The sequence below is a fragment of the Methylobacterium sp. J-092 genome, from assembly GCF_022829325.1.
Classification (GTDB): domain Bacteria; phylum Pseudomonadota; class Alphaproteobacteria; order Rhizobiales; family Beijerinckiaceae; genus Methylobacterium.
Window position 1 is genome coordinate 92,519 of sequence record NZ_JAKSXU010000144.1, and the last position, 22,313, is coordinate 114,831.

At 71.3% G+C, this 22,313-nt stretch carries 28 protein-coding genes; 15 read left to right on the forward strand and 13 right to left on the reverse strand.

Going from position 1 to position 22,313, the window contains the following annotated elements; translation table 11 throughout:
* Nucleotides 1–4: 4 nt before the first annotated feature.
* Nucleotides 5–691: a helix-turn-helix transcriptional regulator gene (locus tag MKK60_RS18415; protein ID WP_243937424.1), complete on the reverse strand. Its 687-nt coding sequence runs from the start codon at nucleotides 689–691 to the stop codon at nucleotides 5–7.
* A gap of 73 nt (nucleotides 692–764) precedes the next feature.
* Between MKK60_RS18415 and MKK60_RS18420 the strand changes: the two genes are divergently transcribed.
* A complete protein-coding gene (locus MKK60_RS18420) occupies nucleotides 765–1,367 on the forward strand; it encodes a glutathione S-transferase family protein (protein ID WP_243988094.1) in 603 nt (200 codons plus the stop codon).
* A gap of 106 nt (nucleotides 1,368–1,473) precedes the next feature.
* Here MKK60_RS18420 and acnA read toward each other — a convergent pair whose 3' ends face one another.
* Entirely contained in the window at nucleotides 1,474–4,185 is a 2,712-nt protein-coding gene (gene acnA, locus MKK60_RS18425; RefSeq protein WP_147727321.1) for an aconitate hydratase AcnA, read from the reverse strand.
* Nucleotides 4,186–4,452: 267 nt separating this feature from the next.
* Nucleotides 4,453–4,872, reverse strand: a complete 420-nt coding sequence (locus MKK60_RS18430) for a hypothetical protein (protein WP_243988096.1) — start codon at nucleotides 4,870–4,872, stop codon at nucleotides 4,453–4,455.
* Here MKK60_RS18430 and MKK60_RS18435 point away from each other — a divergent pair.
* The 9 genes from MKK60_RS18435 (at nucleotide 4,871) to MKK60_RS18475 (ending at nucleotide 9,488) form a co-directional block, all read left to right on the forward strand.
* Nucleotides 4,871–5,095 (forward strand): TraY domain-containing protein, encoded by a 225-nt coding sequence (locus tag MKK60_RS18435; protein ID WP_147842505.1) that lies wholly within the window; start codon nucleotides 4,871–4,873, stop codon nucleotides 5,093–5,095. The genes MKK60_RS18430 and MKK60_RS18435 overlap by 2 nt on opposite strands.
* Nucleotides 5,079–5,348, forward strand: a complete 270-nt coding sequence (locus tag MKK60_RS18440; protein WP_147727319.1) for a type II toxin-antitoxin system RelE family toxin — start codon at nucleotides 5,079–5,081, stop codon at nucleotides 5,346–5,348. The genes MKK60_RS18435 and MKK60_RS18440 overlap by 17 nt, the downstream gene beginning before the upstream one ends.
* A gap of 35 nt (nucleotides 5,349–5,383) precedes the next feature.
* Entirely contained in the window at nucleotides 5,384–6,031 is a 648-nt protein-coding gene (gene ccmA / locus MKK60_RS18445) for a heme ABC exporter ATP-binding protein CcmA (protein WP_147842504.1), read from the forward strand.
* Entirely contained in the window at nucleotides 6,028–6,696 is a 669-nt protein-coding gene (ccmB, locus tag MKK60_RS18450; RefSeq protein WP_147842503.1) for a heme exporter protein CcmB, read from the forward strand. Before ccmA ends, ccmB begins: the two co-directional genes overlap by 4 nt.
* A gap of 130 nt (nucleotides 6,697–6,826) precedes the next feature.
* A complete protein-coding gene (locus tag MKK60_RS18455; protein WP_147728617.1) occupies nucleotides 6,827–7,174 on the forward strand; it encodes a DUF4189 domain-containing protein in 348 nt (115 codons plus the stop codon).
* Between the two features lie 214 nt (nucleotides 7,175–7,388).
* Nucleotides 7,389–8,189, forward strand: a complete 801-nt coding sequence (locus MKK60_RS18460; protein ID WP_147842502.1) for a heme ABC transporter permease — start codon at nucleotides 7,389–7,391, stop codon at nucleotides 8,187–8,189.
* 55 nt (nucleotides 8,190–8,244) lie between these two features.
* Nucleotides 8,245–8,721, forward strand: a complete 477-nt coding sequence (locus MKK60_RS18465) for a VOC family protein (RefSeq protein ID WP_243988098.1) — start codon at nucleotides 8,245–8,247, stop codon at nucleotides 8,719–8,721.
* Between the two features lie 24 nt (nucleotides 8,722–8,745).
* A complete protein-coding gene (gene ccmD, locus MKK60_RS18470; RefSeq protein ID WP_147728614.1) occupies nucleotides 8,746–8,898 on the forward strand; it encodes a heme exporter protein CcmD in 153 nt (50 codons plus the stop codon).
* Nucleotides 8,895–9,488 (forward strand): DsbE family thiol:disulfide interchange protein, encoded by a 594-nt coding sequence (locus MKK60_RS18475; RefSeq protein WP_147728613.1) that lies wholly within the window; start codon nucleotides 8,895–8,897, stop codon nucleotides 9,486–9,488. Before ccmD ends, MKK60_RS18475 begins: the two co-directional genes overlap by 4 nt.
* Nucleotides 9,489–9,560: 72 nt before the next feature.
* Here MKK60_RS18475 and MKK60_RS18480 read toward each other — a convergent pair whose 3' ends face one another.
* The gene (locus MKK60_RS18480; protein WP_147728612.1) at nucleotides 9,561–10,169 is read right to left on the reverse strand and encodes a septation protein A; all 609 of its coding nucleotides are present in this window, start codon (nucleotides 10,167–10,169) and stop codon (nucleotides 9,561–9,563) included.
* 107 nt (nucleotides 10,170–10,276) lie between these two features.
* The gene (gene ftsY, locus MKK60_RS18485; RefSeq protein ID WP_243934906.1) at nucleotides 10,277–11,659 is read right to left on the reverse strand and encodes a signal recognition particle-docking protein FtsY; all 1,383 of its coding nucleotides are present in this window, start codon (nucleotides 11,657–11,659) and stop codon (nucleotides 10,277–10,279) included.
* A 42-nt stretch (nucleotides 11,660–11,701) separates the two neighbouring features.
* Here ftsY and MKK60_RS18490 point away from each other — a divergent pair, with 42 nt between their 5' ends.
* A complete protein-coding gene (locus tag MKK60_RS18490; protein ID WP_147844766.1) occupies nucleotides 11,702–12,400 on the forward strand; it encodes an RluA family pseudouridine synthase in 699 nt (232 codons plus the stop codon).
* Between the two features lie 31 nt (nucleotides 12,401–12,431).
* On the opposite strand, the gene mtaB is transcribed toward MKK60_RS18490, so the two are convergent.
* On the reverse strand, nucleotides 12,432–13,670 hold the full coding sequence (gene mtaB / locus MKK60_RS18495; protein ID WP_243988107.1) for a tRNA (N(6)-L-threonylcarbamoyladenosine(37)-C(2))-methylthiotransferase MtaB: 1,239 nt from the start codon (nucleotides 13,668–13,670) through the stop codon (nucleotides 12,432–12,434).
* Nucleotides 13,670–14,560: a diaminopimelate epimerase gene (gene dapF / locus MKK60_RS18500; protein ID WP_147844141.1), complete on the reverse strand. Its 891-nt coding sequence runs from the start codon at nucleotides 14,558–14,560 to the stop codon at nucleotides 13,670–13,672. Before dapF ends, mtaB begins: the two co-directional genes overlap by 1 nt.
* A 289-nt stretch (nucleotides 14,561–14,849) precedes the next feature.
* On the opposite strand from dapF, the gene MKK60_RS18505 reads away from it, so the two are divergent.
* From MKK60_RS18505 to MKK60_RS18520, 4 genes are all read left to right on the forward strand, one after another.
* Nucleotides 14,850–15,653: a GyrI-like domain-containing protein gene (locus MKK60_RS18505; protein WP_147844140.1), complete on the forward strand. Its 804-nt coding sequence runs from the start codon at nucleotides 14,850–14,852 to the stop codon at nucleotides 15,651–15,653.
* A 76-nt stretch (nucleotides 15,654–15,729) separates the two neighbouring features.
* Nucleotides 15,730–16,500, forward strand: a complete 771-nt coding sequence (nth, locus tag MKK60_RS18510) for an endonuclease III domain-containing protein (protein WP_243988108.1) — start codon at nucleotides 15,730–15,732, stop codon at nucleotides 16,498–16,500.
* 97 nt (nucleotides 16,501–16,597) lie between these two features.
* On the forward strand, nucleotides 16,598–17,662 hold the full coding sequence (trpS, locus tag MKK60_RS18515; RefSeq protein ID WP_243988109.1) for a tryptophan--tRNA ligase: 1,065 nt from the start codon (nucleotides 16,598–16,600) through the stop codon (nucleotides 17,660–17,662).
* Nucleotides 17,662–18,363 carry a haloacid dehalogenase type II gene (locus tag MKK60_RS18520; RefSeq protein ID WP_243988110.1) on the forward strand — a complete coding sequence of 234 codons (702 nt, stop codon included), beginning with the start codon at nucleotides 17,662–17,664 and terminating at the stop codon, nucleotides 18,361–18,363. Before trpS ends, MKK60_RS18520 begins: the two co-directional genes overlap by 1 nt.
* A gap of 3 nt (nucleotides 18,364–18,366) precedes the next feature.
* On the opposite strand, the gene MKK60_RS18525 is transcribed toward MKK60_RS18520, so the two are convergent.
* The 6 genes from MKK60_RS18525 to MKK60_RS18550 all read right to left on the reverse strand — a co-directional run bounded on the left by MKK60_RS18525 (nucleotide 18,367) and on the right by MKK60_RS18550 (nucleotide 22,285).
* Entirely contained in the window at nucleotides 18,367–19,020 is a 654-nt protein-coding gene (locus MKK60_RS18525) for a pyridoxamine 5'-phosphate oxidase family protein (RefSeq protein WP_147843874.1), read from the reverse strand.
* Nucleotides 19,021–19,226: 206 nt separating this feature from the next.
* Entirely contained in the window at nucleotides 19,227–20,246 is a 1,020-nt protein-coding gene (gene ilvC, locus MKK60_RS18530; RefSeq protein WP_147727987.1) for a ketol-acid reductoisomerase, read from the reverse strand.
* Between the two features lie 31 nt (nucleotides 20,247–20,277).
* Nucleotides 20,278–20,913, reverse strand: coding sequence for a TetR/AcrR family transcriptional regulator C-terminal domain-containing protein (locus MKK60_RS18535; RefSeq protein ID WP_243988111.1), 636 nt, complete (start codon nucleotides 20,911–20,913; stop codon nucleotides 20,278–20,280).
* Between the two features lie 85 nt (nucleotides 20,914–20,998).
* Nucleotides 20,999–21,637 carry a glutathione S-transferase family protein gene (locus MKK60_RS18540; RefSeq protein WP_243988112.1) on the reverse strand — a complete coding sequence of 213 codons (639 nt, stop codon included), beginning with the start codon at nucleotides 21,635–21,637 and terminating at the stop codon, nucleotides 20,999–21,001.
* Nucleotides 21,634–21,978 (reverse strand): type II toxin-antitoxin system PemK/MazF family toxin, encoded by a 345-nt coding sequence (locus MKK60_RS18545; RefSeq protein ID WP_243988113.1) that lies wholly within the window; start codon nucleotides 21,976–21,978, stop codon nucleotides 21,634–21,636. Before MKK60_RS18545 ends, MKK60_RS18540 begins: the two co-directional genes overlap by 4 nt.
* 22 nt (nucleotides 21,979–22,000) lie before the next feature.
* Nucleotides 22,001–22,285: a MazF family transcriptional regulator gene (locus MKK60_RS18550; RefSeq protein WP_147727991.1), complete on the reverse strand. Its 285-nt coding sequence runs from the start codon at nucleotides 22,283–22,285 to the stop codon at nucleotides 22,001–22,003.
* Nucleotides 22,286–22,313: the final 28 nt, after the last annotated feature.

The window sequence follows — 22,313 nt, forward strand, 5'->3', positions numbered from 1 at the left end:
CGCATCATCCGCGGCGGCCGAGCTCGGCGACGTAGCTGCGCAGCAACGCCACCCGTCGCGGGCGGAAGCTGGTGCCGGCCGGTTCCGCCGCCGCGATGCGGTCGGCGCGGAACATGCGGAACGCCGCGCGCAGGCAGCACCAGGCCAGCACCGTCATCTTGTCGTCGAGGTAGACGATGGAGAGCGGCAGGATCGTCCGCACGGTCGTCGCTCCGTCCTTGTCGGCATAGCGGATGGTCACCGCCTCCTCGCGCCAGCACCCGGTGCGGATCGTCGTCATGTCGAAGGTCGCCGGGTAGCGCGTCCCGAAGCGGCGGACTTGCGACACCGCGTGGAGCAGGTGCTGCTCGCGCCGGTCGGACAGCGTTGCCGCGACCTTCGCCAGCACCGAGGCGGCGGCCTCCGCGAGCGCCGGGTCGCCCATGTGGCGGACCTCACCGAGACCCAGCACCAGGGCCTCGATCTCGATCCGGTCGAAGGTCTGCGGCGGCAGCGCGACGTCCTCGACGAGGCGATAGCCGTAGCCGCGCTCGCCCTCGATCCCGGCGCCGGCCGTGCGCAGGCTGTCGATGTCGCGATAGATCGATCGCAGCGACACCCCGGTCTCCTCGGCCAGCCGGGCCGCCGTCACCGGCGCCGGCAGGACGCGCATCGCATGCAGCAGTCGGAGAAGCCGGTCGGCTCGGGCCATCGTGCAACTGACGGAAACTGGCAGGAGACCTTGGCTAGACCATCCCCTGCCGACCCGCCAGCAGGAGATCGCCGTGATCACGCTCTACCATTCCCCCAACAGCCGCTCGACCCGCATCGTCGCCCTGCTCAAGGAGCTCGACGCCCTCGACGACGTCCGGATCGAGCGGGTGACCATCCCGCGCAGGGACGGGTCGGGGATCCGCGATTCCGGCAACCCGCATCCCGAGGGCAAGGTGCCGCTGCTCGACCACGACGGCACGCTGGTCCGCGAATCGAGCGCCATCGTGCAGTACCTCGCCGAGCTGTTCCCGAAGGCCGGGCTCGCCGTCCCCCACGGGCATAGGCAGCGCGGCGCCTATCTCGGGTGGCTCGCCTGGTACGCGGGCGTGCTGGAGCCGGTTCTGGTCGTCGAGGCCGCCGGGCTGGATCACCCGTTCCTGACGCAGACGTTCCGGGACGGCGCGGAGGCCAGGGCACGCCTGGCCTCCGCACTCGCCGACGGCCCGTTCCTGCTCGGGGACCGCTTCACCGCGGTCGACCTGCTGCTGCACTCGCCCTTCGCGTGGTTCGGCAAGCCCGGCGTGCCGGCCATCGACGCCTGGGTCGATCGGTGCACCGCGCGGCCCGGCGCCGCCTTCGCGGCGGCGTTCGACGCGGCGCAGCCGGCCGCCTGATCCGACCGGCACGCACCGCATGAAAAGAGCCGCCGCGGGACGGACCCGCGGCGGCTCGACGAAGTGTCGTGAGGCCGGGCGACCCGAGGGCCGCCCGACCCGAGCTTCAGGCTGCTAGCGAGCGCAGCACGTAGGGCAGGATCCCGCCGTTGCGGAAGTATTCCAGCTCGTCCAGCGTATCGATGCGGCAGGTCAGCGGCACCTCCTGCTTGGTGCCGTCGGCCGCGGTGATCTCGGCCGTCAGGGTCTGGCGCGGCTTCAGCTCGCCGGCGAGGCCCTTGATCGTGACGGTCTCGTCGCCCTTGAGCCCGAGCGAGGCCCACGAGGTCTCGCCCTGGAACACCAGCGGCACCACGCCCATGCCGACGAGGTTCGAGCGGTGGATGCGCTCGAAGCTCTCGGCCACGACCGCGCGCACGCCGAGCAGCTTCGTGCCCTTGGCCGCCCAGTCGCGCGACGAGCCGGTGCCGTACTCCTTGCCCGCGAAGACCACGAGCGGGGTGCCGGCTTCGGCGTATCTCTGCGCCGCGTCGTAGATGTACATCTGCTCGCCCGAGGGCTGGAACAGGGTCCAGCCGCCCTCGACCACCTGGCCGGCGGGATCGCGCACCATCTGGTTCTTGATGCGGATGTTGGCGAAGGTGCCGCGCATCATCACCTGATGGTTGCCGCGGCGGGTGCCGTACTGGTTGAAGTCCTGCACCCGGACCTGATGCTCCTGCAGGTAGGCGCCGGCGGGCGAGGCCGCGCGGATGTTGCCGGCCGGCGAGATGTGATCGGTGGTGATCGAGTCGAGGAACAGGCCGAGGATGCGGGCGTCCTGGATGTCGGTGATCGGCGCCGGCTCCTTCTGCATCCCCTCGAAGTAGGGCGGGTTCTGCACGTAGGTGGAGCCGCCGTTCCAGGCGAAGGTCTCGGCCTCGGTGACCTCGACCCCCTGCCAGTTCGCGTCGCCGGTGAAGACGTCGGCGTAGCGCGACTTGAACAGCGCCGAGGTGATGTTCGCCTCGATGAACTGCGCCACCTCGGCCGTCGTCGGCCAGATGTCCTTGAGGTAGACCGGCTGGCCGTCCGAGCCGGTGCCGAGCGGCTCGGTGGTGATGTCGATCTGCATCGAGCCGGCGAGGGCGTAGGCGACGACGAGCGGCGGCGAGGCGAGGTAGTTCGCCCGCACGTCGGGGTTCACGCGGCCCTCGAAGTTGCGGTTGCCCGAGAGCACCGCCGCGGCCACGACGTCGTTGTCGTTGATCGCCTTCGAGATCGCGGCCGGCAGCGGGCCGGAATTGCCGATGCAGGTGGTGCAGCCGAAGCCGACGAGGTTGAAGCCCAGCGCATCGAGCGGCTGCTGCAGCCCGGCCTTCTCGAGGTACTCGGCGACGACCTGCGAGCCCGGCGCCAGCGAAGTCTTCACCCAGGGCTTCGAGCGCAGGCCCTTGGCCACCGCGTTGCGGGCCAGCAGCCCGGCGCCGATCATCACCGACGGGTTCGAGGTGTTGGTGCAGCTCGTGATCGCCGCGATCACCACGTCGCCGTGGCCGATGTCGTAGTTCGCGCCCTCCACCGGGTAGCGCTTGGCGATGTCGGCCGCCTTGCGGAACTCGGTCTCCATCGAGCCGGCGAAGCCGGGCTTGGCGGCGTCGAGCAGCACCCGGTCCTGCGGGCGCTTGGGGCCGGCGAGCGAGGGCCGCACGTCGCCCATGTCGAGCGCGAGCGTGTCGGTGAAGACCGGGTCGGGGGTCTGGGCGTCGCGCCACATGCCCTGCGCCTTGGCGTAGGCCTCGACCAGCGCGATGCGCTCGTCGGTGCGGCCGGTGACCTTCAGGAAGTCGATGGTCTTGCGGTCGATCGGGAAGAAGCCGCAGGTCGCGCCGTATTCGGGCGCCATGTTCGAGATCGTGGCGCGGTCGGCCACCGCCATCTCGTCGAGGCCGGGGCCGTAGAACTCCACGAACTTGCCGACCACGCCCTTCTTGCGCAGCATCTGCGTGACGGTGAGCACGAGGTCGGTGGCGGTGGTGCCCTCGGGCAGCTTGCCGGAGAGCTTGAAGCCGACGACCTCGGGGATCAGCATGGACAGCGGCTGGCCGAGCATCGCGGCTTCCGCCTCGATGCCGCCGACGCCCCAGCCGAGCACGGCCATGCCGTTGACCATGGTGGTGTGCGAATCGGTGCCGACGAGCGAGTCGGGATAGGCGATCTCGGAGCCGTCCGAGGCGTCGGGGTCCCGCTTCGTCCACACGGTCTGCGACAGGTACTCGAGGTTGACCTGGTGGCAGATGCCGGTGCCGGGCGGGACCACGGAGAAGTTGTCGAACGCCGACTGGCCCCACTTGAGGAAGGTGTAGCGCTCGCCGTTGCGCTCGTATTCCAGCGCGACGTTGTCGGCCAGCGCCTTCGGCGTGCCGAACTCGTCGACGATCACCGAATGGTCGATCACGAGGTCGACCGGCACCAGCGGGTTGATCTTCTGCGGGTCGCCGCCGAGGGCCACCATCGCGTCGCGCATCGCGGCGAGGTCGACGACGGCGGGCACGCCGGTGAAGTCCTGCATCAGCACGCGGGAGGGGCGGAAGGCGATCTCGGTCTCGGTCTTGCCGCGGTTGTCGACCCAGGCGACCGTCGCCTCGATGTCGCCCTTCCTGACCGAACGGTCGTCCTCGTAGCGCAGGAGGTTCTCGAGGATCACCTTCATCGAGAACGGCAGGGCCGTGGAGTTGGCGAGCCCGTTCTTCTCGGCCTCGGGGATCGAGTAGTAGGTGTAGGTCTTGCCCGCCGCCTGAAGCGTCTGTCGGGACTTGAAGCTGTCGATGGAAGCCACGGCTGGTCTGATCCTCGCTGGCGTTTGTCGAACACGCGCAGGCATAACCCGCGCCACGAAACCGGTGTTCGGCCTGACTGCGCTCGCTGGGAGCGCGCGCCGCCCCGGGGGTGCCCGGGCAGGAGGGTGCGCGAGGAGCGAATTGGACGCTCGAAGGTCGCGCGGCGCAGCCTGGGGACCGTATAGAACGATTCGAATTTGCCCGCTACCGGGTCGCGGGTGACAGTGCCGCGAGGCTGTCCGCCCGCGTCCTCGGTCCCGTCCGGCTCAGGCGGCGGCTTCCGGCGCCGGGCCGCCGAAGCAGCGCCGCACCGCCGCCCAGAACGCGGCCTGCTCGTCCGCGGTGCAGCGCGCGACCCGCGCCTCCACCATCGCGCGGCCGGCGAGCGCGTCGGGATCCCGGGCCATTTCGGCTTCGGTGCGGACCCGCGGGTCGTTCACGCGCAGCTTCGCGGATTGCGACGGCTTGGTCATGGCGACATCCTCCGTGTCGGCGGTGCGTCCCGGCGTCCCACGATCGCGGAACGCCGCTTGCCCGATGACGGTGAGGTTGCGCGGCTCCTTCGTCTTGCGCAATCGGGCAAGGCGGCGCGGGTGTCGTGGGCTCGTCGTGCAAGAGGGCTTGGTGCCGAGAATGGACGGATGCGCGCCGCCATCGTAAGCCTGACGCGCCTCGGAGACTTCCATGCTCGCCCTCGACCTGCCGCCGGAGATCGAACGCCGCCTCGACGCCCTGGCCCGACGCACCGGCCGCAGCGCGGACGATCACGTGCGTGAGGCGATCCAGGACCACCTCGACGAGATCGAGGACGTCGAGCTAGCGGAGAGCCGGGTCGCAGCTCTGAAAAGCGGCGAGAGCCGGACCGTCACGCTGCAGGCGGTGATGGATCGGCATGGCTTGTCGGATTGAGTTCGAACGGTCCGCGGAACGCGAACTCGATAGGCTCGATCGTGAGGCCGCCGCGCGGATTCTCCGTTTCCTGCGGGATCGCCTGTCGCCCCTGGACGATCCGAGAAGCCTCGGTGAGGCGCTCAAAGGTTCGCGGCTGGGCGGCCTCTGGAAATATCGGGTCGGCGATTACCGGATCATCGCTGCGATCGACGACGCGACCGTCAGGGTCGTCGTGGTACGGATCGGCCACCGGCGCGCGATCTACCGGTAGATCGAAGCGTTTCATTCTCTGAACAGGCAACCTTCGTGCGGCTGACCGTCGATGCCCTCTGCTGCCGCCGCTCGGGGCGAAAAATCTTCTCCGGGCTGACCTTCGCCATCGGCCCGGGCGAGGCGATCACCGTCACCGGCCGCAACGGCGCGGGCAAGTCGAGCCTGCTCGCGATCCTGTCCGGGCGGCTGCGGCCGGATTCGGGCCGGCTCACCGTCCACGACATGGGCGAGGCGGCCCTGCCCGAGTGCCTGCACGCCGTCGGCCATCGCGACGGGCTGAAGAGCAGCCTGACGGCGGCCGAGAACCTCGCCTTCGCGCAAAGCCTTCTCGGGACGAAGCGGCTGAGCCCGCGGGCGGCGCTCGACCGGCTCGGCCTCGCCCACGCGCTCGACCTGCCGGTCGCCTACCTGTCCGCCGGGCAGCGGCGGCGGGTGGCGCTGGCGCGGCTCCTCGTCTGCGCGCGCCCGCTCTGGCTCCTCGACGAGCCGACGGCCGCCCTCGACACCGCCTCGCAGGGCGTGCTCGCCGGGCTGATGGCCGAGCACCGGGCGGCCGGCGGCCTCGTCATCGCCGCCACCCACCAGGCCCTCGGGCTCGAGGACGCGCGCAACCTCCACATCGCGCAGGCCGCCCCGCGGGCGCCCGAGCCGGCGGACGACGCGGAGGAGGCGTGGGCGTGATCCGCATCCTCGCAGCCCTCGTCGCCCGCGACCTGACGCTGGCCTCCCGCGTCGGCGGGTCGGGCATGCTGTCGCTGGTCTTCTTCCTGATGATCGTGGCGCTGGTGCCGTTCGCCCTCGGGCCGGACCTCAACCTGCTTTCGCGGATCGGCCCGGCCATCCTCTGGCTCTCGGCGGTGCTGGCGACGCTGATCGGCCTCGACCGGCTGTTTCAGGCCGACGAGGAGGACGGCTCGCTGGACCTGATGACCGCCGCGCCGGTGCCGCTCGAGCTCGTGGTGCTGGCCAAGGTGATCGCGCACTGGATCACCACCGGGCTGCCCCTGGCGCTGGCCTCGCCGCTGTTCGGCCTGCTCGTCGCGCTCGACGGGACCGCCATGGCCGCGACCGCCCTGACGCTGCTCGTCGGCACGCCGGCGCTGACCTTCGTCGGCGCGGTCGGCGCGGCGCTCACCGCCTCGATCCGCCGGGGCGGCCTAATCCTCGCCGTGCTGGTGCTGCCCTTGATGATCCCGACGCTGATCTTCGGCGTCTCGGCCGCGCAGTCGGCCCTCGGCGGCACCGTCCCCTTCGCCACCCCGCTGATGATCCTGTCCGGCCTCAGCCTGATCGCCGCGCTGGTCGGCACCTTCGCGGCGGCGGCGGCCCTGCGCTGGTCGGAATGAGGGCGGGACGCTCGCGCAAGAGATCGGAACGGTCGTGCAATTTCCTTTGCGCCGCCCTGCCTTATCAGACGGCTGGCAGCGGCGGCGCGAAGGGTTCGGCCGCCCTGTCAAGCTCGATGGGGACGTAACGATGAAGACCCTGATGTCCGCGCTGCTCCTGGCGCTCCTCGCGACCGCTCCCGCCGCCGCGGCCGGCGCCTTCGCCGTGGACACCGAGGAGGGCCAGAAGGCCGGCGACGAGGGCTACGGCATCGGCTGGGGCGATTCGCGCGAGGCCGCGGGCGCCGCCGCGATGCGCCAATGCGCCAAGATGGGCAACGACAACTGCAAGGTCGTCGCCCGCTTCGACGCCTGCGGCGCCTACGTCTCCAATCGCACCACCTACGGCGTGGGCTGGGGCCGGACCGAGGCCGCCGCCAAGGAGATGGCCTTCGACAAGTGCCCCAGCTGCAAGCTCGTCCTCTCCGAGTGCGAGTGACCGTTCCACCCTGCGACGCCGCACGACGGATCGGCGGCTTGCCGAGGTGATCGATCTTCCGCCGCGTCGGCCGACCGGGCTCACCGGACGGCGCACGCGGCGACATCGACGCCTGCGCACGTCGAGGGCTCATGCCGCCGGTGCCCGCGCCCAGCGAGGCTGCGCCAGACGTGCGCATTGCCGCTGCACCGCACCCCGGGCTAAGACATCGCCCATGTCGACGCCCCTGTGGACGCGCCTGTCCAACCCGAGTCACTTCATGCGCTGGTCCGGCACGCTGGTGCCGTGGCTCGCCGCGATCTCGACCGCGATCCTCGCGCTCGGGCTCTACCTGTCCTGGTTCGTCGCCCCGCCCGACTACCAGCAGGGCGAGACCGTGCGGATCATGTTCATCCACGTGCCGGCGGCCTGGCTCGGGGTGTTCTTCTACGCGTCGATGAGCCTGTCGGCGGTCGGCACCCTGGTCTGGCGCCATCCGCTCGCCGACGTGGCGCAGCGCGCCGCCGCGCCGATCGGGGCGGCCTTCACCCTGATCTGCCTCGTCACCGGCTCGCTCTGGGGCAAGCCGATGTGGGGCACCTACTGGGTCTGGGACGCGCGGCTCACCTCGATGCTGATCCTGTTCCTGATCTACTGCGGCATCATCGCCCTGTGGCGGACGATGGAGGACCCGAACCGGGCCGCCCGCTCCGTCGCGATCCTGACGCTCGTCGGCGCGATCAACCTGCCGATCATCAAGTTCTCGGTGAACTGGTGGTCGACCCTGCACCAGCCGGCCTCGATCCTGCGCATGGGCGGCTCGACCATCGACCCGTCGATGCTCTACCCGCTGCTGGTGATGATCGGCGCCGCCACCCTCGGCGGCACCACCCTGCACCTCTATGCCATGCGGACCGAGATCATGCGCCGACGCGTGCGGACCCTGACGATCCGCGAGGCCGAGCGCCTCGATGCCGGGTCGACCGTGACGACCTCGGACGCCGGGCGCGACCTGCCGCTCGGCCAGGCCGTCTGATCGCGAGACGCGTCCGCGTGCGGCGCGCCCCGCATCCCGGAAGGAGACGCGGCCCATGAAGACGGTGAGAACCTGCCTCTGGTTCGGCACCGATGCGGAGGCGGCGGTGCGCCGCTATGTCGGGCTCGTGCCCGATTCCCGCATCGATCACATCCAGCGCGCGCCGAGCGCGTGGCCGGGCGGCGCCGCGGGCGACGTGATCCTCGTCGCGTTCACCCTCGGCGGCCAGAGCTTCCAGGCGCTGAACGGCGGCACGCCGGTCGAGTACGGCACGGCGGCGTCGATCTCCGTCTCCTGCGCCGATCAGGCCGAGGTCGACCGGCTCTGGGCGGGCCTGACCGCCGACGGCGGCTCCGCGATCATGTGCGGCTGGCTCCGCGACCGCTGGGGCATTCCCTGGCAGGTCGTGCCGGAGGTGCTTCCCCGCCTCCTGGCCGACCCGGACCCCGCCGTGTCGGCCCGGGTCTTCTCGGCCATGCAGGGCATGATCAAGCTGGACGTCGCCGCCCTCGAGCGGGCGGCCCACGCATGAAACCGATCCGGATCGCCTGAACCCATGACCTTCGACCTCGGCAGCCACGGCGGCTTCATCCTCGCCTCCTACGCGTTCACCGCCCTGGTGATGGCGGCCCTCGTCCTCAACGCGATCCGCGACCGGCGGGCCCAGAGGCGGGCGCTGGCCCAGCTCCAGCCGGAGGATCGCCGGTGAGCGTCGAGGCCCCTCCGGAGCCGGTCCGCCGCTCGCTCCTCGTCGTCGTCCCGGTGCTGGCCTTCGCGGTGCTGGCCGGCGTGTTCTTCCTGCGCCTGCGCTCCGGCGTCGATCCGGCCGCCCTCCCCTCCGCGCTGATCGGCAAGCCGGTGCCGAGCTTCGCGCTCCCGGCGGTGCCCGGCCTGACCGCGGACGGCAAGCCGGTGCCGGGCCTGTCGAGCGCCGACCTGAAGGGCGGCGTCACGGTGCTCAACGTCTGGGCCTCGTGGTGCGCGCCGTGCCAGGTCGAGCATCCGATGCTGATGCGGCTGGCGCGCGAGCCCGGCATCCGGCTCGTCGGGATCGACTACAAGGACGCGGCCGAGAACGGGCGCCGCTTCCTCGCCAAGAACGGCGTCCCGTTCCAGGCGGTGGGCCACGACGAAACCGGCCGCGTCGGCATCGATTTCGGGGTCTACGGCGTGCCCGAGACCTTCATCATCGGCCCGGACGGCGTGATCCGCGACAAGCTCGTCGGCATCGTCACGCCAGAGAACCTCGCGGACGTGATCGCCAAGATCCGGGCGGCCGGGAAGGTGGCCGCGAAGTAGGAAGGGACGGTCCGCACCGGCCCGGGCGGGCCGTCCGCCGAGCCGGCGGCGCCGGTTCGGCTTGCGCCCGATTCACGCGTCGGTCTTCTTGCGCTCGTAGCGGGCGAGCAGGGGCGTCTGGGCCAGCGCGAACACCACGGTCAGCGGCATGATGCCGAAGACCTTGAAGTTCACCCAGAAATCCTCGCTTTGGGTCCGCCACACCACCTCGTTGATCAGTGCCAGCGCGAGGAAGAACAGGCCCCAGCGGAAGGTCAGCTTCCGCCATCCCTCCTCGGTGAGCGAGAACACCGAGTCGAGCACCACCGAGAGCAGGGACTTGCCGAAGGCGAGCCCGCCGAGCAGCACCAGGCCGAACAGGGTGTTCACGATGGTGGGCTTCACCATGATGAACGTCTTGTCCTGCAGATAGAGGGTCAACCCGCCGAACACGACCACCACCACGCCCGAGACCATCGGCATGATCGGCAGCCGGCGCACCAGGGCGAAGTGCACGGCGAGCGCCAGCACCGTCGCCGCGATGAACACCCCGGTCGCCACGAACAGCTTCTGATCGGCGGCGACGCCGAAGCGCTCGGCATAGGCGTTGCCGAGGAAGAAGATCACCAGCGGCCCCATCTCCAGGGCGAGCTTCAGGGCCGGCGGCAGGTGGCGGTGCGGGGGGACGGATTCGATCTGCATGCGTCTGGCCAGTGAATCCGAGCGGTCCGTCACGTCCCCGAACGGTCCGTCACGTCAGGGCGTCTCTATCGACGGGGAATGGTGAGGTCTACCGGAGGCGATCGGCCTCAGCCCTTCTCCAACCCCGCGATCGCCCGCGCGAAGTCCCGTGCCGCGAACGGCTCCAGGTCGTCGACGCCCTCGCCGACGCCGATGAAGTGGACCGGTAGGCCGAACTTCGCGGCGAGCGCGATCAGGATGCCGCCGCGCGCGGTGCCGTCGAGCTTGGTCATCACCAGGCCCGAGACCGGCGCGGCCTTGGAGAACAGCTCGACCTGCGACAGCGCGTTCTGGCCGACGGTGGCGTCGAGCACCAGCAGCGTGGCGTGCGGCGCTTCCGGGTCGCTCTTGCGCAGCACGCGGATGATCTTCTCGAGCTCCGCCATCAGGCCGGCCTTGTTCTGGAGCCGGCCGGCGGTGTCGATCAGGAGCACGTCGGTGCCCTCGGCCTTGGCGCGCTTCAGGGCGTCGAAGGCCAGGCCCGCCGCGTCCGCGCCCTGCGCCCCGCTCACCACCGGCGTGCCGGTGCGCGCACCCCAGACCTTGAGCTGCTCGATCGCGGCCGCGCGGAAGGTGTCGCCCGCCGCCAGCATCACCGAGCGCCCTTCCGCCTTGAGGCTGAGGGAAAGCTTGCCCAGCGTCGTGGTCTTGCCGGCGCCGTTCACGCCGATCATCAGGACCACGAACGGCTTCTTGGCGGCGTCGATCACCAGGGGCTTGGCCACCGGCTCCAGCGCGCGCTCGACCTCGGTCGCCAGGATCGCCCGGACCTCGTCGGGGGAGATGCCCTTCTCGTAGCGGCCCTTGCCGACGGCCTCCGAGATCCGCGTCGCGGTCTCGACGCCGAAATCGGCCTGGATCAGCGCGTCCTCCAGGTCCTCCAAGGTGTTGGCGTCGAGCTTGCGCTTGGTGAACAACCCGGTGACGCGGTCGGACAGGGCCGAGGAGGTCCGCTTCATGCCCGAGGTCAGCCGGGTCCACCAGCCGCGCTTCTCCGGCTCCGCCTCGGCCGGCGCCGCGTCGTTGACGGCGTCATGGGCGAGGGAGGCGGCGACGTCGACCGGCTGGATGTCGGGCGCGCTGGCCGCCGCACCGGTCTCGGTCTCGGTCCCGGTCGCCGGTTCCCGGGCGACGGTGGTGGCGTCGGCCGGCCCCGCGCCGTGGGCCGGGTCGTCGCCCGCGGTGCCCGCCGGCGGCGTCTCGGGCTCGCCCTCGATCGGTTGCAGGTCGGCGCCCTCGGTCGCGTCGGGCACCGCGTTGCGGTCGGGGTCGACCGGCGACGGCTCGGCCGGCGGCAACGGCACGTGCGCCACGTCGTCGGCGCCGGTGGCGAAGTCCGGCTGGCCCTCCGCCGGCGAGGCGGGCGAGTCCGCCGGCGGCTCGGGGGCTTCGGTCGCGCCCTTGCGCCCGAACAGGCGGCCGAACCAGCCCGGCTTCTCGTCTTGACTCATGTCGTCCTTGCTCCCGCGCCCCGGCACCGTTAGCCGGGAGGCATGTCGTCGCCCGCCGCTATCCACCCTGACATAGGCGCGCGCCTGCTCTACCGCGATGCCCTGGTCCTCGTCATCGACAAGCCTGCGGGTTTGCCGGTGCATCCGGGGCCGAAGGGCGGCGAGACCCTGACCGACCACCTCGACGGGCTGCGCTTCGGCCTGCCGCGGCGCCCGGAGGCCGCGCACCGGCTCGACCGCGACACCTCCGGCTGCCTCGCGCTCGGGCGCCACGCGCAGGCGCTCGCCCGCCTGAACAAGCTGTTCGCCGACGGGCGGGCCCGGAAGGCGTACTGGGCCTTGGTCGAGGGCGGCCCGACGGAGGAGACCGGCAGCGTCGACCTGCCGCTCGCCCGGCGCTCGAGCGATCCGCGCTCGTGGTGGATGAAGGCGGATCCCGCCGGCGATCCGTCGCTGACGCATTGGCGCGTGCTCGGCCGGTCCGGGAGCCAGGCCTGGCTCGAGCTCGTGCCGGTCACCGGCCGCACCCATCAGCTTCGCGTCCACTGCGCCGCATCGGGGTTTCCGATCGTCGGGGACCCGATCTACGGCACCGCGCCGCGCCACGGCGGACCCGGCCTGCAGCTCCATGCCCGGCAGCTCGCCCTGCCGCTCTACCCGAAGAAGCCGCCGGTCGTCGCCGAGGCGCCGGCGCCGGAGCACATGCGGAGCGGGCTCCTCGCCTGCGGCTGGACCGCCTGAGCGGGCGGGGTGCGCAGCCGACGGCCTGCGATCAGGCGGCGAGCAGCGCCCGGCCGTCGTGGCCCAGGATCGCTACCGTCCGGATCGTGCCCGGCTCCGCCGTGAGCCGCACCGGCGTGAAGCCTTCCGTGCGGCCGATGCCGCCGCGCTCGGCCAGCACCCGGTGCGAGTGCCCGACCTCGCCGTCGAGGTGGCGGACGAGGGCCGCCGCGCCCGCCGCGCGCAGGCGGGCGGCGCGCCCCCGGACGATCTCGGGGGCCACGGGCGGCATCCGCGCGGCCGGGGTGCCCGGCCGGGGCGAATACGGGAAGACGTGGAGATGCGTCAGGCCGCATTCCGCGACGAGCTCGAGGGAGCGGGCGAACTGGTCCTCGGTCTCGGTCGGGAAGCCGGCGATCAGGTCGGCGCCGAACACCGCGTCCGGCCGCAACCGCCGCACCTCCCGGCAGAAGCGGATCGCGTCGGACCGCTCATGGCGCCGCTTCATCCGCTTCAGCACGAGGTCGTCGCCGGCCTGCAGCGACAGGTGCAGGTGCGGCATCAGCCGGGGCTCGTCGGCGAGCGCGCGCATCAGGGCGTCGTCGGCCTCGATCGAGTCGATCGAGGACAGGCGCAGGCGCGCGAGGTCCGGCACCGCGGCGAGGATCGCCAGCACCAACGTGCCGAGGCTTTCGGACGCGCCGGCGAGGTCGCGGCCGTAGGCGGTGAGGTCGACGCCGGTGAGCACGACCTCGCGGCCGCCATGGGCGACGATGCGCGCCACCTGATCGATCACCGCCGCGGGCGCCACCGAGCGCGAGTGCCCGCGCCCGAACGGGATGACGCAGAAGGTGCAGCGATGGTCGCAGCCGTTCTGCACGGGGACGAAGGCGCGGGTGTGCCCGGCCACGCCCGCGATCCGCGTCGGCGTGGCGTGGCGGGCGGCGAACACGTCGCCCACGGCATCGCGCGGACGGTCGGGGTCCGGCCCCCATGCGGCGGGGGAGAGCTTGTCGCCGTTGCCGACGAGGCGGGCGACCTCGGGCATCGCGGCGTAGGCCGCGGTCTCGATCTGCGCGCCGCAGCCGGTGACGAAGATCTCGGCGCCCGGCCGCTCGCGGTGCAGGCGGCGGATCGCCTTGCGCGCCTGCCGCCCGGCTTCCGTCGTGACGGCGCAGGTGTTGACCACGACGAGGTCGCGGTCGCGCGATGCCGCCTCGGCATGGCCGCGCATCACCTCGGCCTCGACGGTGTTCAGCCGGCAGCCGAAGGTCAGCGTCTCGACCGCCATCAGGCGGCGTCCTGCGCGAACAATTCGGGGGCGAAGCGGCCTTCGGCGACGAGGCAGACCGGGCCGGTCATCAGCACGTGGTCGTCGGCGCGCCACTCCACGAACAGCTCGCCGCCGGGCAGGCTCACGGTGGCCTGCCGGCCGATCATCCGCAGGCGCGAGGCGGCGACCACGGCGGCGCAGGCGGCCGTCCCGCAGGCGAGCGTCAGCCCGGCGCCGCGCTCCCAGACCCGGAGCTTGATCGCTTCCCGCCCCCGGACCTGCGCGATCGAGATGTTGGCGCGCTCGGGGAAGATCGGGTGGTTCTCCAGCATCGGGCCGATCTGCCCGAGGTCGAACGTGTCCGGGTCGCGGTCGGTGAAGAACACCGCGTGCGGGTTGCCCATGTTCACCGCGCCCGGCGAATGCAGGATCGGGTCGTCGATCGGCCCGATCTGCAGCTCGATCCGCCGCGTGTCGGGAAAGGGGTCGCGCAGCGGGATCTCGTTCCAGGCGAGCCGGGGGCGGCCCATGTCGACGGTGAAGGAGCGCTCGGCGACGCGCTTCACCTCCACGCGGCCGGCATCGGTCTCCAGGACCAGCCGCCCGGTCTCGACGGGGCGCGCCATGGCCGGGTCGTCGAGCATCGCGTAGGCGACGCAGCGGGTGCCGTTGCCGCAGGCGCCCGATTCCGAGCCGTCGGTGTTGTAAATCCGCATGAACGCGTCGGTGCCGCGGCTTCGCGGATCGTGCAGCACCATCAGCTGGTCGAAGCTCGAGGACGGGTCGGCCGCGATGGCGCGCGCCTCGGCGGCGGCGACGCGGACGCCGCTGCCGCGCAGGTCCAGCACCACGATCGCGTTGCCGGCGCCGTGCATCTTCAGGAAGCGTCTGTGGGCGAGTGCGCTCATGCGGCCATGGTGGTTCGAGCTGCGTCGTCGCGGGATGCGGGGTCGGGGCTCCGAACGGCCCGTCGTCGAGGCCCCGTATATGGCAAGGCCGGCGTCCGACGCGAGGGGCGGCTCCGCGCGCGCCGGAGCGTGGCAGATCCGCCGCGCCCGCACGCCGCGCTTCGGAACCTGCATCGACGGCCTCGCGAAGACCGGTGTTCGTCACTACGTTCGGGCGTGACGGGACCGTGCCGATTCGGTCCGCGGCGGCCTTCGGTCGTCGCCTCGATGCCTTTGCCGGAGCGCTGCCTTGACCCGCCCTCGCCTCACGCTCGCCGCCGGCCTTCTCGGCGCCGCCGTCCTTCCCGTCCTGGCCTTGCCGGTCCTGGCCGAGCAGCCCCCGCCGCCGGCCTCGACGGCGCCCTCGCCCGCGGTGACGGACCCGCTCCCGACCACGACCGCGCCGAACCCGCCCGCCGATCCGAACAAGTCGTCCGCGCCCGCGCCCGAGAAGGCGATCACGTCGCCGACCCTGCCGTCGGCGCCCGCTCCCGCGCCGGCGCCGCCCCCGGCACCGCCTCAGGCGCAGGCACCGTCCCCGGCTCAGGCCTCCGGGCGGAAGACCCTGGTGGAGACCCCGGCCAACGCCGACGACGTCGACGCGGTGACGCTGCCGGCCAAGCCCGCCGCGATCCTGTCCGGCAAGGCGAAGTGGGAGGAGGCTGTGCCGAGCCTGAAGGAGGCCTTCGCCAAGATCGAGGCGGACCTCGCCAAGGCCGGCATCGCCGCGACCGGGCGCCCGCTCGCGGTCTTCACCCGCACCGACGACGACGGCTTCGTCTACGAGGCGATGATCCCGGTGGCCTCCGCCCCCGAGCCCGCGCCGAGCGCCGCCGACGGCCTGCACTTCGGCACGACGCCCTCCGGCAAGGCCCTGCGCTTCCCGCACAAGGGCTCCTACGACGACATCGACGGCACCTACGAGACCCTGACGACCTACCTCGACGCCAAGGACATCGTCGTCCAGGACCGCTTCATCGAGGAGTACGTCACCGACCTCAACGACAAGGCCGACGACAAGCTCGACGTGAACATCTACGCGCTGACGCGGTAACGTCGACGCGCCGACGCGGTGGACCTGCGACGTCGCGCGGGTGGAACCGGCGGGAATCCTCGCGGATTCCGCCCTCATGCCCAGCGCGAACCGCCACGACCTCTTCGCCGCCGAACGTCCGCCGCGCCCCACCGCCGCGGTCCCGGAGGACGCGCCCGCCGACCTCGCGGCGAAGGCGCTCGAGATTCACCGCAGGCTGTGCCCGGTCTACGGCTGCCCGATCCCGTATTTCCACAGCCTCGACCCGCTCTCGGAGCTGGTGTCGTCGCTGCTCTCGCACCGCACCCGCAACGCCGATTCGGGCCGCGCGTTCAAGGCGCTGCGCGCCCGCTATCCCGACTGGGCGGACATGCTCGCCGCGCCGGTGGAGGCGATCGAGGACACCATCCGCGGCGTGACCTGGCCGGAGCTGAAGGCGCCGCGCATCCAGGCCGTGCTCCGGGCGGTCGAGGCGCGCCACGGCAGCCTGTCCCTCGCCTTCCTGGCCGACATGCCGGTCGAGGCGGCGCGCACCTGGCTCGAGGCGATCCCCGGGGTCGGGCCGAAGACCAGCGCGGCGGTGCTGTCGTTCTCGGTGCTGCGCATGGCGGCGCTGCCGGTGGACAGCCACCACCACCGCGTCGCCCAGCGCCTCGGGCTGATCGGCGCGAAGGTGGATGTCGGCCCCTCGCATCCGATCCTGCGGGCGCAGCTTCCGGCCGACTGGTCGGCGCAGGACCTCTACGACAACCACGAGATCCTGATGCTGCACGGCCAGCAGGTCTGCCACCACCGCAAGCCCGCCTGCGGCCGCTGCGTGCTGCTCGACCTCTGCCCGAGCGCGCAAGGCGCCTATCGCGAGCCCTAGCAGCCCTCGCCTTGACCGGTTCGTCCCCCGGGTGCCAGAAACCCGGCCTTCCAGGGACGCGAGATCGCCTCGGCCCGGCATTCGAGGGACCGCGCCGATGGCCGCGTTCAAGGAACTGGTGTTCTCGGGCGTGCAGCCGACGGGCAACCTGCATCTCGGCAACTACCTCGGCGCGATCAAGCGCTTCGTCGAGATGCAGGCGCGCGAGGCGCAGTGTCTGTACTGCGTCGTCGACCTGCACGCGATCACCCTGTGGCAGGACCCGGAGGCGCTCAAAGGCCAGATCCGCGAGGTCACGGCCGCCTTCCTGGCCGCCGGCATCGATCCGAAGCGCTCGATCGTATTCAACCAGAGCCAGGTGCCGCAGCACGCCGAGCTCGCCTGGGTGTTCAACTGCGTCGCGCGGCTCGGCTGGCTCAACCGGATGACCCAGTTCAAGGACAAGGCCGGCAAGGACCGCGAGGCGGCCTCGATCGGCCTGTACGACTATCCCGTGCTGATGGCGGCCGACATCCTGGCCTACCGCGCGACGCACGTGCCGGTGGGCGAGGACCAGAAGCAGCACCTCGAATTGACCCGCGACATCGCGCAGAAGTTCAACACCGACTTCGCCGGCTCGATCGCCGCGCACGGGCACGATGCGGGCGCCGGGTTCTTCCCGATCACCGAGCCGCTGATCGGGGGACCTGCCGCCCGCGTGATGAGCCTGCGCGACGGCACCAAGAAGATGTCGAAGTCCGATGCCTCGGACAATTCGCGCATCAACCTCACCGACGATGCCGACGCGATCGCCAGCAAGGTGCGCCGGGCCAAGACCGACCCGGACGCCCTCCCCTCGGAGGTCGCGGGCCTCGCCGGCCGGCCGGAGGCCGACAACCTCGTCGGCATCTTCGCCGGGCTCAAGGGCACGACGCGCGACGCGGTGCTGGCCGATCACGGCGGCGCGCAGTTCTCCGCCTTCAAGAGCGCGCTGGTCGAGCTCGCCGTCGAGACGCTGGCGCCGATCGCCACCGAAATGAAGCGCCTGACCGCCGACACCGCCCACATCGACGCGGTGCTGGCCGACGGCGCCGAGCGCGCCGAGGCGATCGCCGCGCCGACCCTCGACGCGGTCAAGGACATCGTCGGCTTCGTCCGCCGCACCCGGCTGCGGAGCGTGTGATGGCGATCCGGGCGCTGGTCTTCGACGTCTTCGGCACGCTCGTCGATTGGCGCTCGGGCGTGGCGCGGGAGGCGGAGCGGCTGCTCGCGCCCTACGCGGCGGCGCTCGACGGCGGCGCCTTCGCCGATGCGTGGCGGGCGCGCTACGGGCCGTCGATGGAGACGGTGCGGTCGGGCGCCCGCGCCTACGTCGACCTCGACGCGCTGCAGGGCGAGTCGCTGCCGGAGGTGCTCGCCGCCTTCGGCATCGCCGGGGTTCCCGAGGCCGTCCGGGCCGAGCTCGTCCAGGCCTGGCACCGGCTCGACGCCTGGCCGGAGGTGCCGGAGGCGCTGGCCCGCCTGCGGATCGGCCACCTGCTCGCGCCGGTCTCGAACGGGCCTGTCCGGCTGATGGTCGACCTGGCGCGGCGCAACGGGCTGGGGTTCGATGCGATCCTCGGCGCAGGCTATTCCCGCGACTACAAGCCGAAGCCGACCCTTTATCGCGACGCCGTCGCGGCTTTCGGCTTCGCGGCCTCCGAGACCCTGATGGTCGCGGCGCATTCGAGCGATCTCGCGGCGGCCGCGCAGCACGGGCTGGCGACCGCCCACGTCGCCCGTCCGCGCGAGCACGGGCCGGCCGGCGGCGAGACGGCGCCGAGCGTGCCGGTGACCTTCGCGGCCGCCGACCTCGCCGACCTCGCGCGCCGGCTCGGCGCCTGAGGCCTAAGCCTCGCCGCGGGCGACCAGCGCCTGGTATTCCGGAACCTCCAGGCGGCCTTCCTTGGCGACGCGGGCCTTGTCCGCGTCGGAGATCACGTCGCCGGCGAGGTCGAGGCGCTTCCACGCGGCCAGCGGCGTCTCCCTGCCGGGGGTCGGGACGTACTTGTTCTGCGCGACCTTCTCGTACTTGTGGATGTAGCGCGGGCAGTTGACCCAGATCTTCAACACGTCGACGCGCACGAGGTACTTGGCCTCGGTGTAGCGCGCCATCAGCGGGTCGTCGCGCAGCAGCGTGGCGGTGCCCTGAACGCGGATGCGGTGCGGCGTCTCGAAGTCGATGAAGAGCAGCCCGACCTTGGCCTGCCCCTCGATGTTGCCCATCGAATAGAACATCCCGTTGCCGTCGAAGCCGGGGAACACCAGGGTGTGGTCGTCCAGCACCTTCACGAAGCCGGGGCTGCCGCCCTTGTACGAGACGGTCGGCATGCCGTCGGGATCGACGGTCGACAGGAAGAACATGTCGCGCGAGCCGATGAAGGCCGCCTCGTCGTCCTGGATCGTCTCGTGCACCCATTGGGTGTCGAGGCGGTCGGCGAGCTTGGTGGTCTTGAATTCCTGCTGGAGCGCACGGTGCGCGTCCGAATAGAGCGAGGCCATGGTTTCCTCCTGAGCCGGCCGAGCCTCCGCGATCCTTGCGTCGCCGAGTTGTCCCGGAATTTCGCGGCGGCACTGTCCCCTCAAACGTCCGCGCGGGCAATTGCCGCGTTTGGCCGGCGCATGAAAAAGGCCGGCCCCGCTTCCACGGGGCCGGCCTTCCTCGTCGACGGTCGTCGGGAACGGCGCGACCGAAGGTCCGAAAAGAATCAGTTCTTGGTCTTGTCGACCAGCGCCTTCTCGGAGATCCACGGCATCATCCCGCGGAGCTTGGCGCCGACCTCCTCGATCGGGTGACGGGCGAGCTTGGCGCGGGTGGCCTTGAACGAGGTCTGGCCGACCTTGTTCTCTAGCATCCAGTTGCGGGTGAAGATGCCCGACTGGATGTCGTCCAGGACGCGCTTCATCTCGGCCTTGGTCTCGGACGTGACGATGCGCGGGCCGGTGACGTACTCGCCGTACTCGGCGGTGTTCGAGATCGAGTAGTTCATGTTGGCGATGCCGCCCTCGTAGATGAGGTCGACGATGAGCTTCACCTCGTGCAGGCACTCGAAATAGGCCATCTCGGGGGCGTAGCCCGCCTCGACCAGGGTCTCGAAGCCGGCCTTGATCAGCTCGACGAGGCCGCCGCACAGCACGGCCTGCTCGCCGAAGAGATCCGTCTCGCACTCTTCCTTGAAGGTGGTCTCGATGATGCCGGCACGTCCTCCGCCGTTGGCCGAGGCGTAGGACAGGCCGAGGTCGTGGGCGTTGCCCGAGGCGTCCTGGGCGATGGCGATCAGGGTCGGCACGCCGCCGCCTTTGAGGTACTCGCCGCGGACCGTGTGGCCGGGGCCCTTCGGGGCGACCATCAGCACGTCGAGGTCGGGACGCGGCTCGATCAGGTTGAAGTGCACGTTGAGGCCGTGGGCGAACAGGAGGGCGGCGCCCTGCTTCATGTTCGGCTCCAGCGACTCCTTGTAGATGTCGCCCTGCAGCTCGTCGGGGGTGAGCATCATCACGACGTCGGCCCACTTGGCGGCCTCGGCGACCGACATCACCTTGAAGCCCTGGCCTTCCGCCTTCTTGGCGGTGGCCGAGCCCTCGCGCAGCGCGATGGCGATGTCCTTCACGCCGGAATCGCGCAGGTTGAGCGCGTGGGCATGGCCCTGGCTGCCGTAGCCGACGATGACGACCTTCTTGCCCTTGATCAGGTTCAGGTCGGCGTCGCGATCGTAGTAAACCCGCATGGTTTTGGTCCTCTCTGGTGAAGGGGTGTGGTTAGCGCTTGGGCTGGCCGTAGAGGGCCAGGAACTGCTCCACCGCCCGGGCGGCGTCGCGTCTGATCTCGGCGGCGTCGAAGACGATCGCATCGCCGAGCAGAAGTCTGATCTGCACGTCGCGGCCGACGAGGCCGAAGAAGGTCCGGAAGGCGGTCTCGCTGTCGTCGAAAGCGAGAAGCCCCGCCGCGCGGCCGGCCTCCAGCACCGGCTTCAGGCGGTCGCCGATCGCGAAGCGCCCGTTGGCGAGCACGATGCTGCCGAGGTTGCTCTTCCGAGACGCGGCGTCGCCGATGGCGATGCGGTTCAGGGCGATCGAGGCCCGGCTCGAGATCACGCCGAGCCAGGTCGTCGCGAAATCGCGAAGACTCTCGCTCAGGGCGGCGACGTCGAGCGCGCGAGCCTCGTACTGCCCGGTACGCACGCGCGAGGCCTGCCATTGCACCGTCGCGGTCAGCAGGCCGTCGCGGTCCCGGAACCACTTGTACAGCGTCTCCTTCGAGCAGCTCGCCCGGCGCGCGACCGCATCCATGGTGAGCTGGTCGCCCTCCTCCACCATCAGGTCCAGGACCGCATCGAGCACGGCCTGCTGGCGGACCGAGGGGGTCGCGTCGTGGATCGCCGAGCCTGCTGCCATCGGGTGCCGAGCCGTACCGTACCGTACGGTTCGCCTGATAGGGTGTTTCGTCGCCGGCCGCAAGGCGTCCAGTCGCAGGCGCGCGTCAGGCGGGAAGCGGCAGGCCCTCGCGGGCGAAGACCGCCTGCACGGCCGGCCGCTCGGCCATCGCGCGGGCATGGGCGGTCCAGGACGGGAACCGCGCCGGCATGTCGAACCGCAGCGTCGGGCCGCGGGCCCAGACCCAGAAGACCATCAGGTAGGCGTCGACCACGCTGTAGCGATCCTGCACAGCCCAGCCGCCGTTCGAGAGCCGGACCTCGGTCATCGTGCAGAGGTCGCCGAACGTGTCGGCCGCCTTGGCGCGGATGCCGGGCAGCGCCGCCTCGTCGTCGCTGTAGCGCTCCGGCCGGCGGATATGGGCGTAGGCCGGGTGATGGTTGATCGAGAGCCAGCACAGCCACTCGTCGGCGACGGCCTGCGCCCGCGGATCCTCGGGCCAGAGCTTCGCCTCCGGGTGTGCGCGGGCGACGTGGCGCAGGATGGCCGAATTCTCGGTGAGGACCCAGTCGCCCGCGACCAGGGCCGGCACCCGGCCGCGCTCGTTGATCGCGAGGTATTCCGGCGCGCGCTGGTCGCCGGCGGCGAGGTCGAGGCGCACGGTGTCGTAGGGCGCGCCCGCCTCCTCCAGCGCGATGTGCGCGGCGAGCGAGCAGGCGCCGGGGGCGTAGTAGAGGGTGGTCATGGGCGCGCGCTTGTCTCCGCCGCATCGCTGATGTGCACGCCGATGAGAGCGGCCAGCTTCGAGCGGACTTCCTGCAGGATGGGGGCGGGAACGGCTCCGAGGGACCGGAGCGTTCGGGCCTTTCGATCGATCGAGCGAGCCTGATCGACGAGGATCGCCCCCGCCGCGCCGACGCCGTCGGGCAGGAGAACTTTCGTCGGCCAGGGATCGAGGTTCCGTGTGATCGGGCAGATGATGATCCGCCGGGTCAGCGTGTTCATCTCGAGGGTCGAAACGATCAGGGCCGGACGTCGCCCGCGCTGCTCGGTCCCAAGGACAGGATCGAGGTCGACGAGGATCAAGTCGCCGGGGCGGAGGATGCGTTCAGCGGGGATCGTCGTCATCGATGATCTCGGAGCCGACATCCGGCCCCCAATCGACGGTCGGAGGCTCGAAGTCGGGTCCGAGCCGCCGCATCTCCGCGGCCATCTCGGCCATCGTGTAGATCGGGAAACCGTTCACGAAGCGCCGCGCGGGCTCGGAAGCGGATGCGACCCGGACAGGATGGATCTCGACATCCTGGCCGACCACCAACCCGAGTTCGCGCACGTCGTCTTCCGACACCGCGAGGACGAGGTCGTCCCCTTTTCGTTCGAGCCGTGCCCGCATCCCCAGCCCTCCGGCATCGCGACGGCAC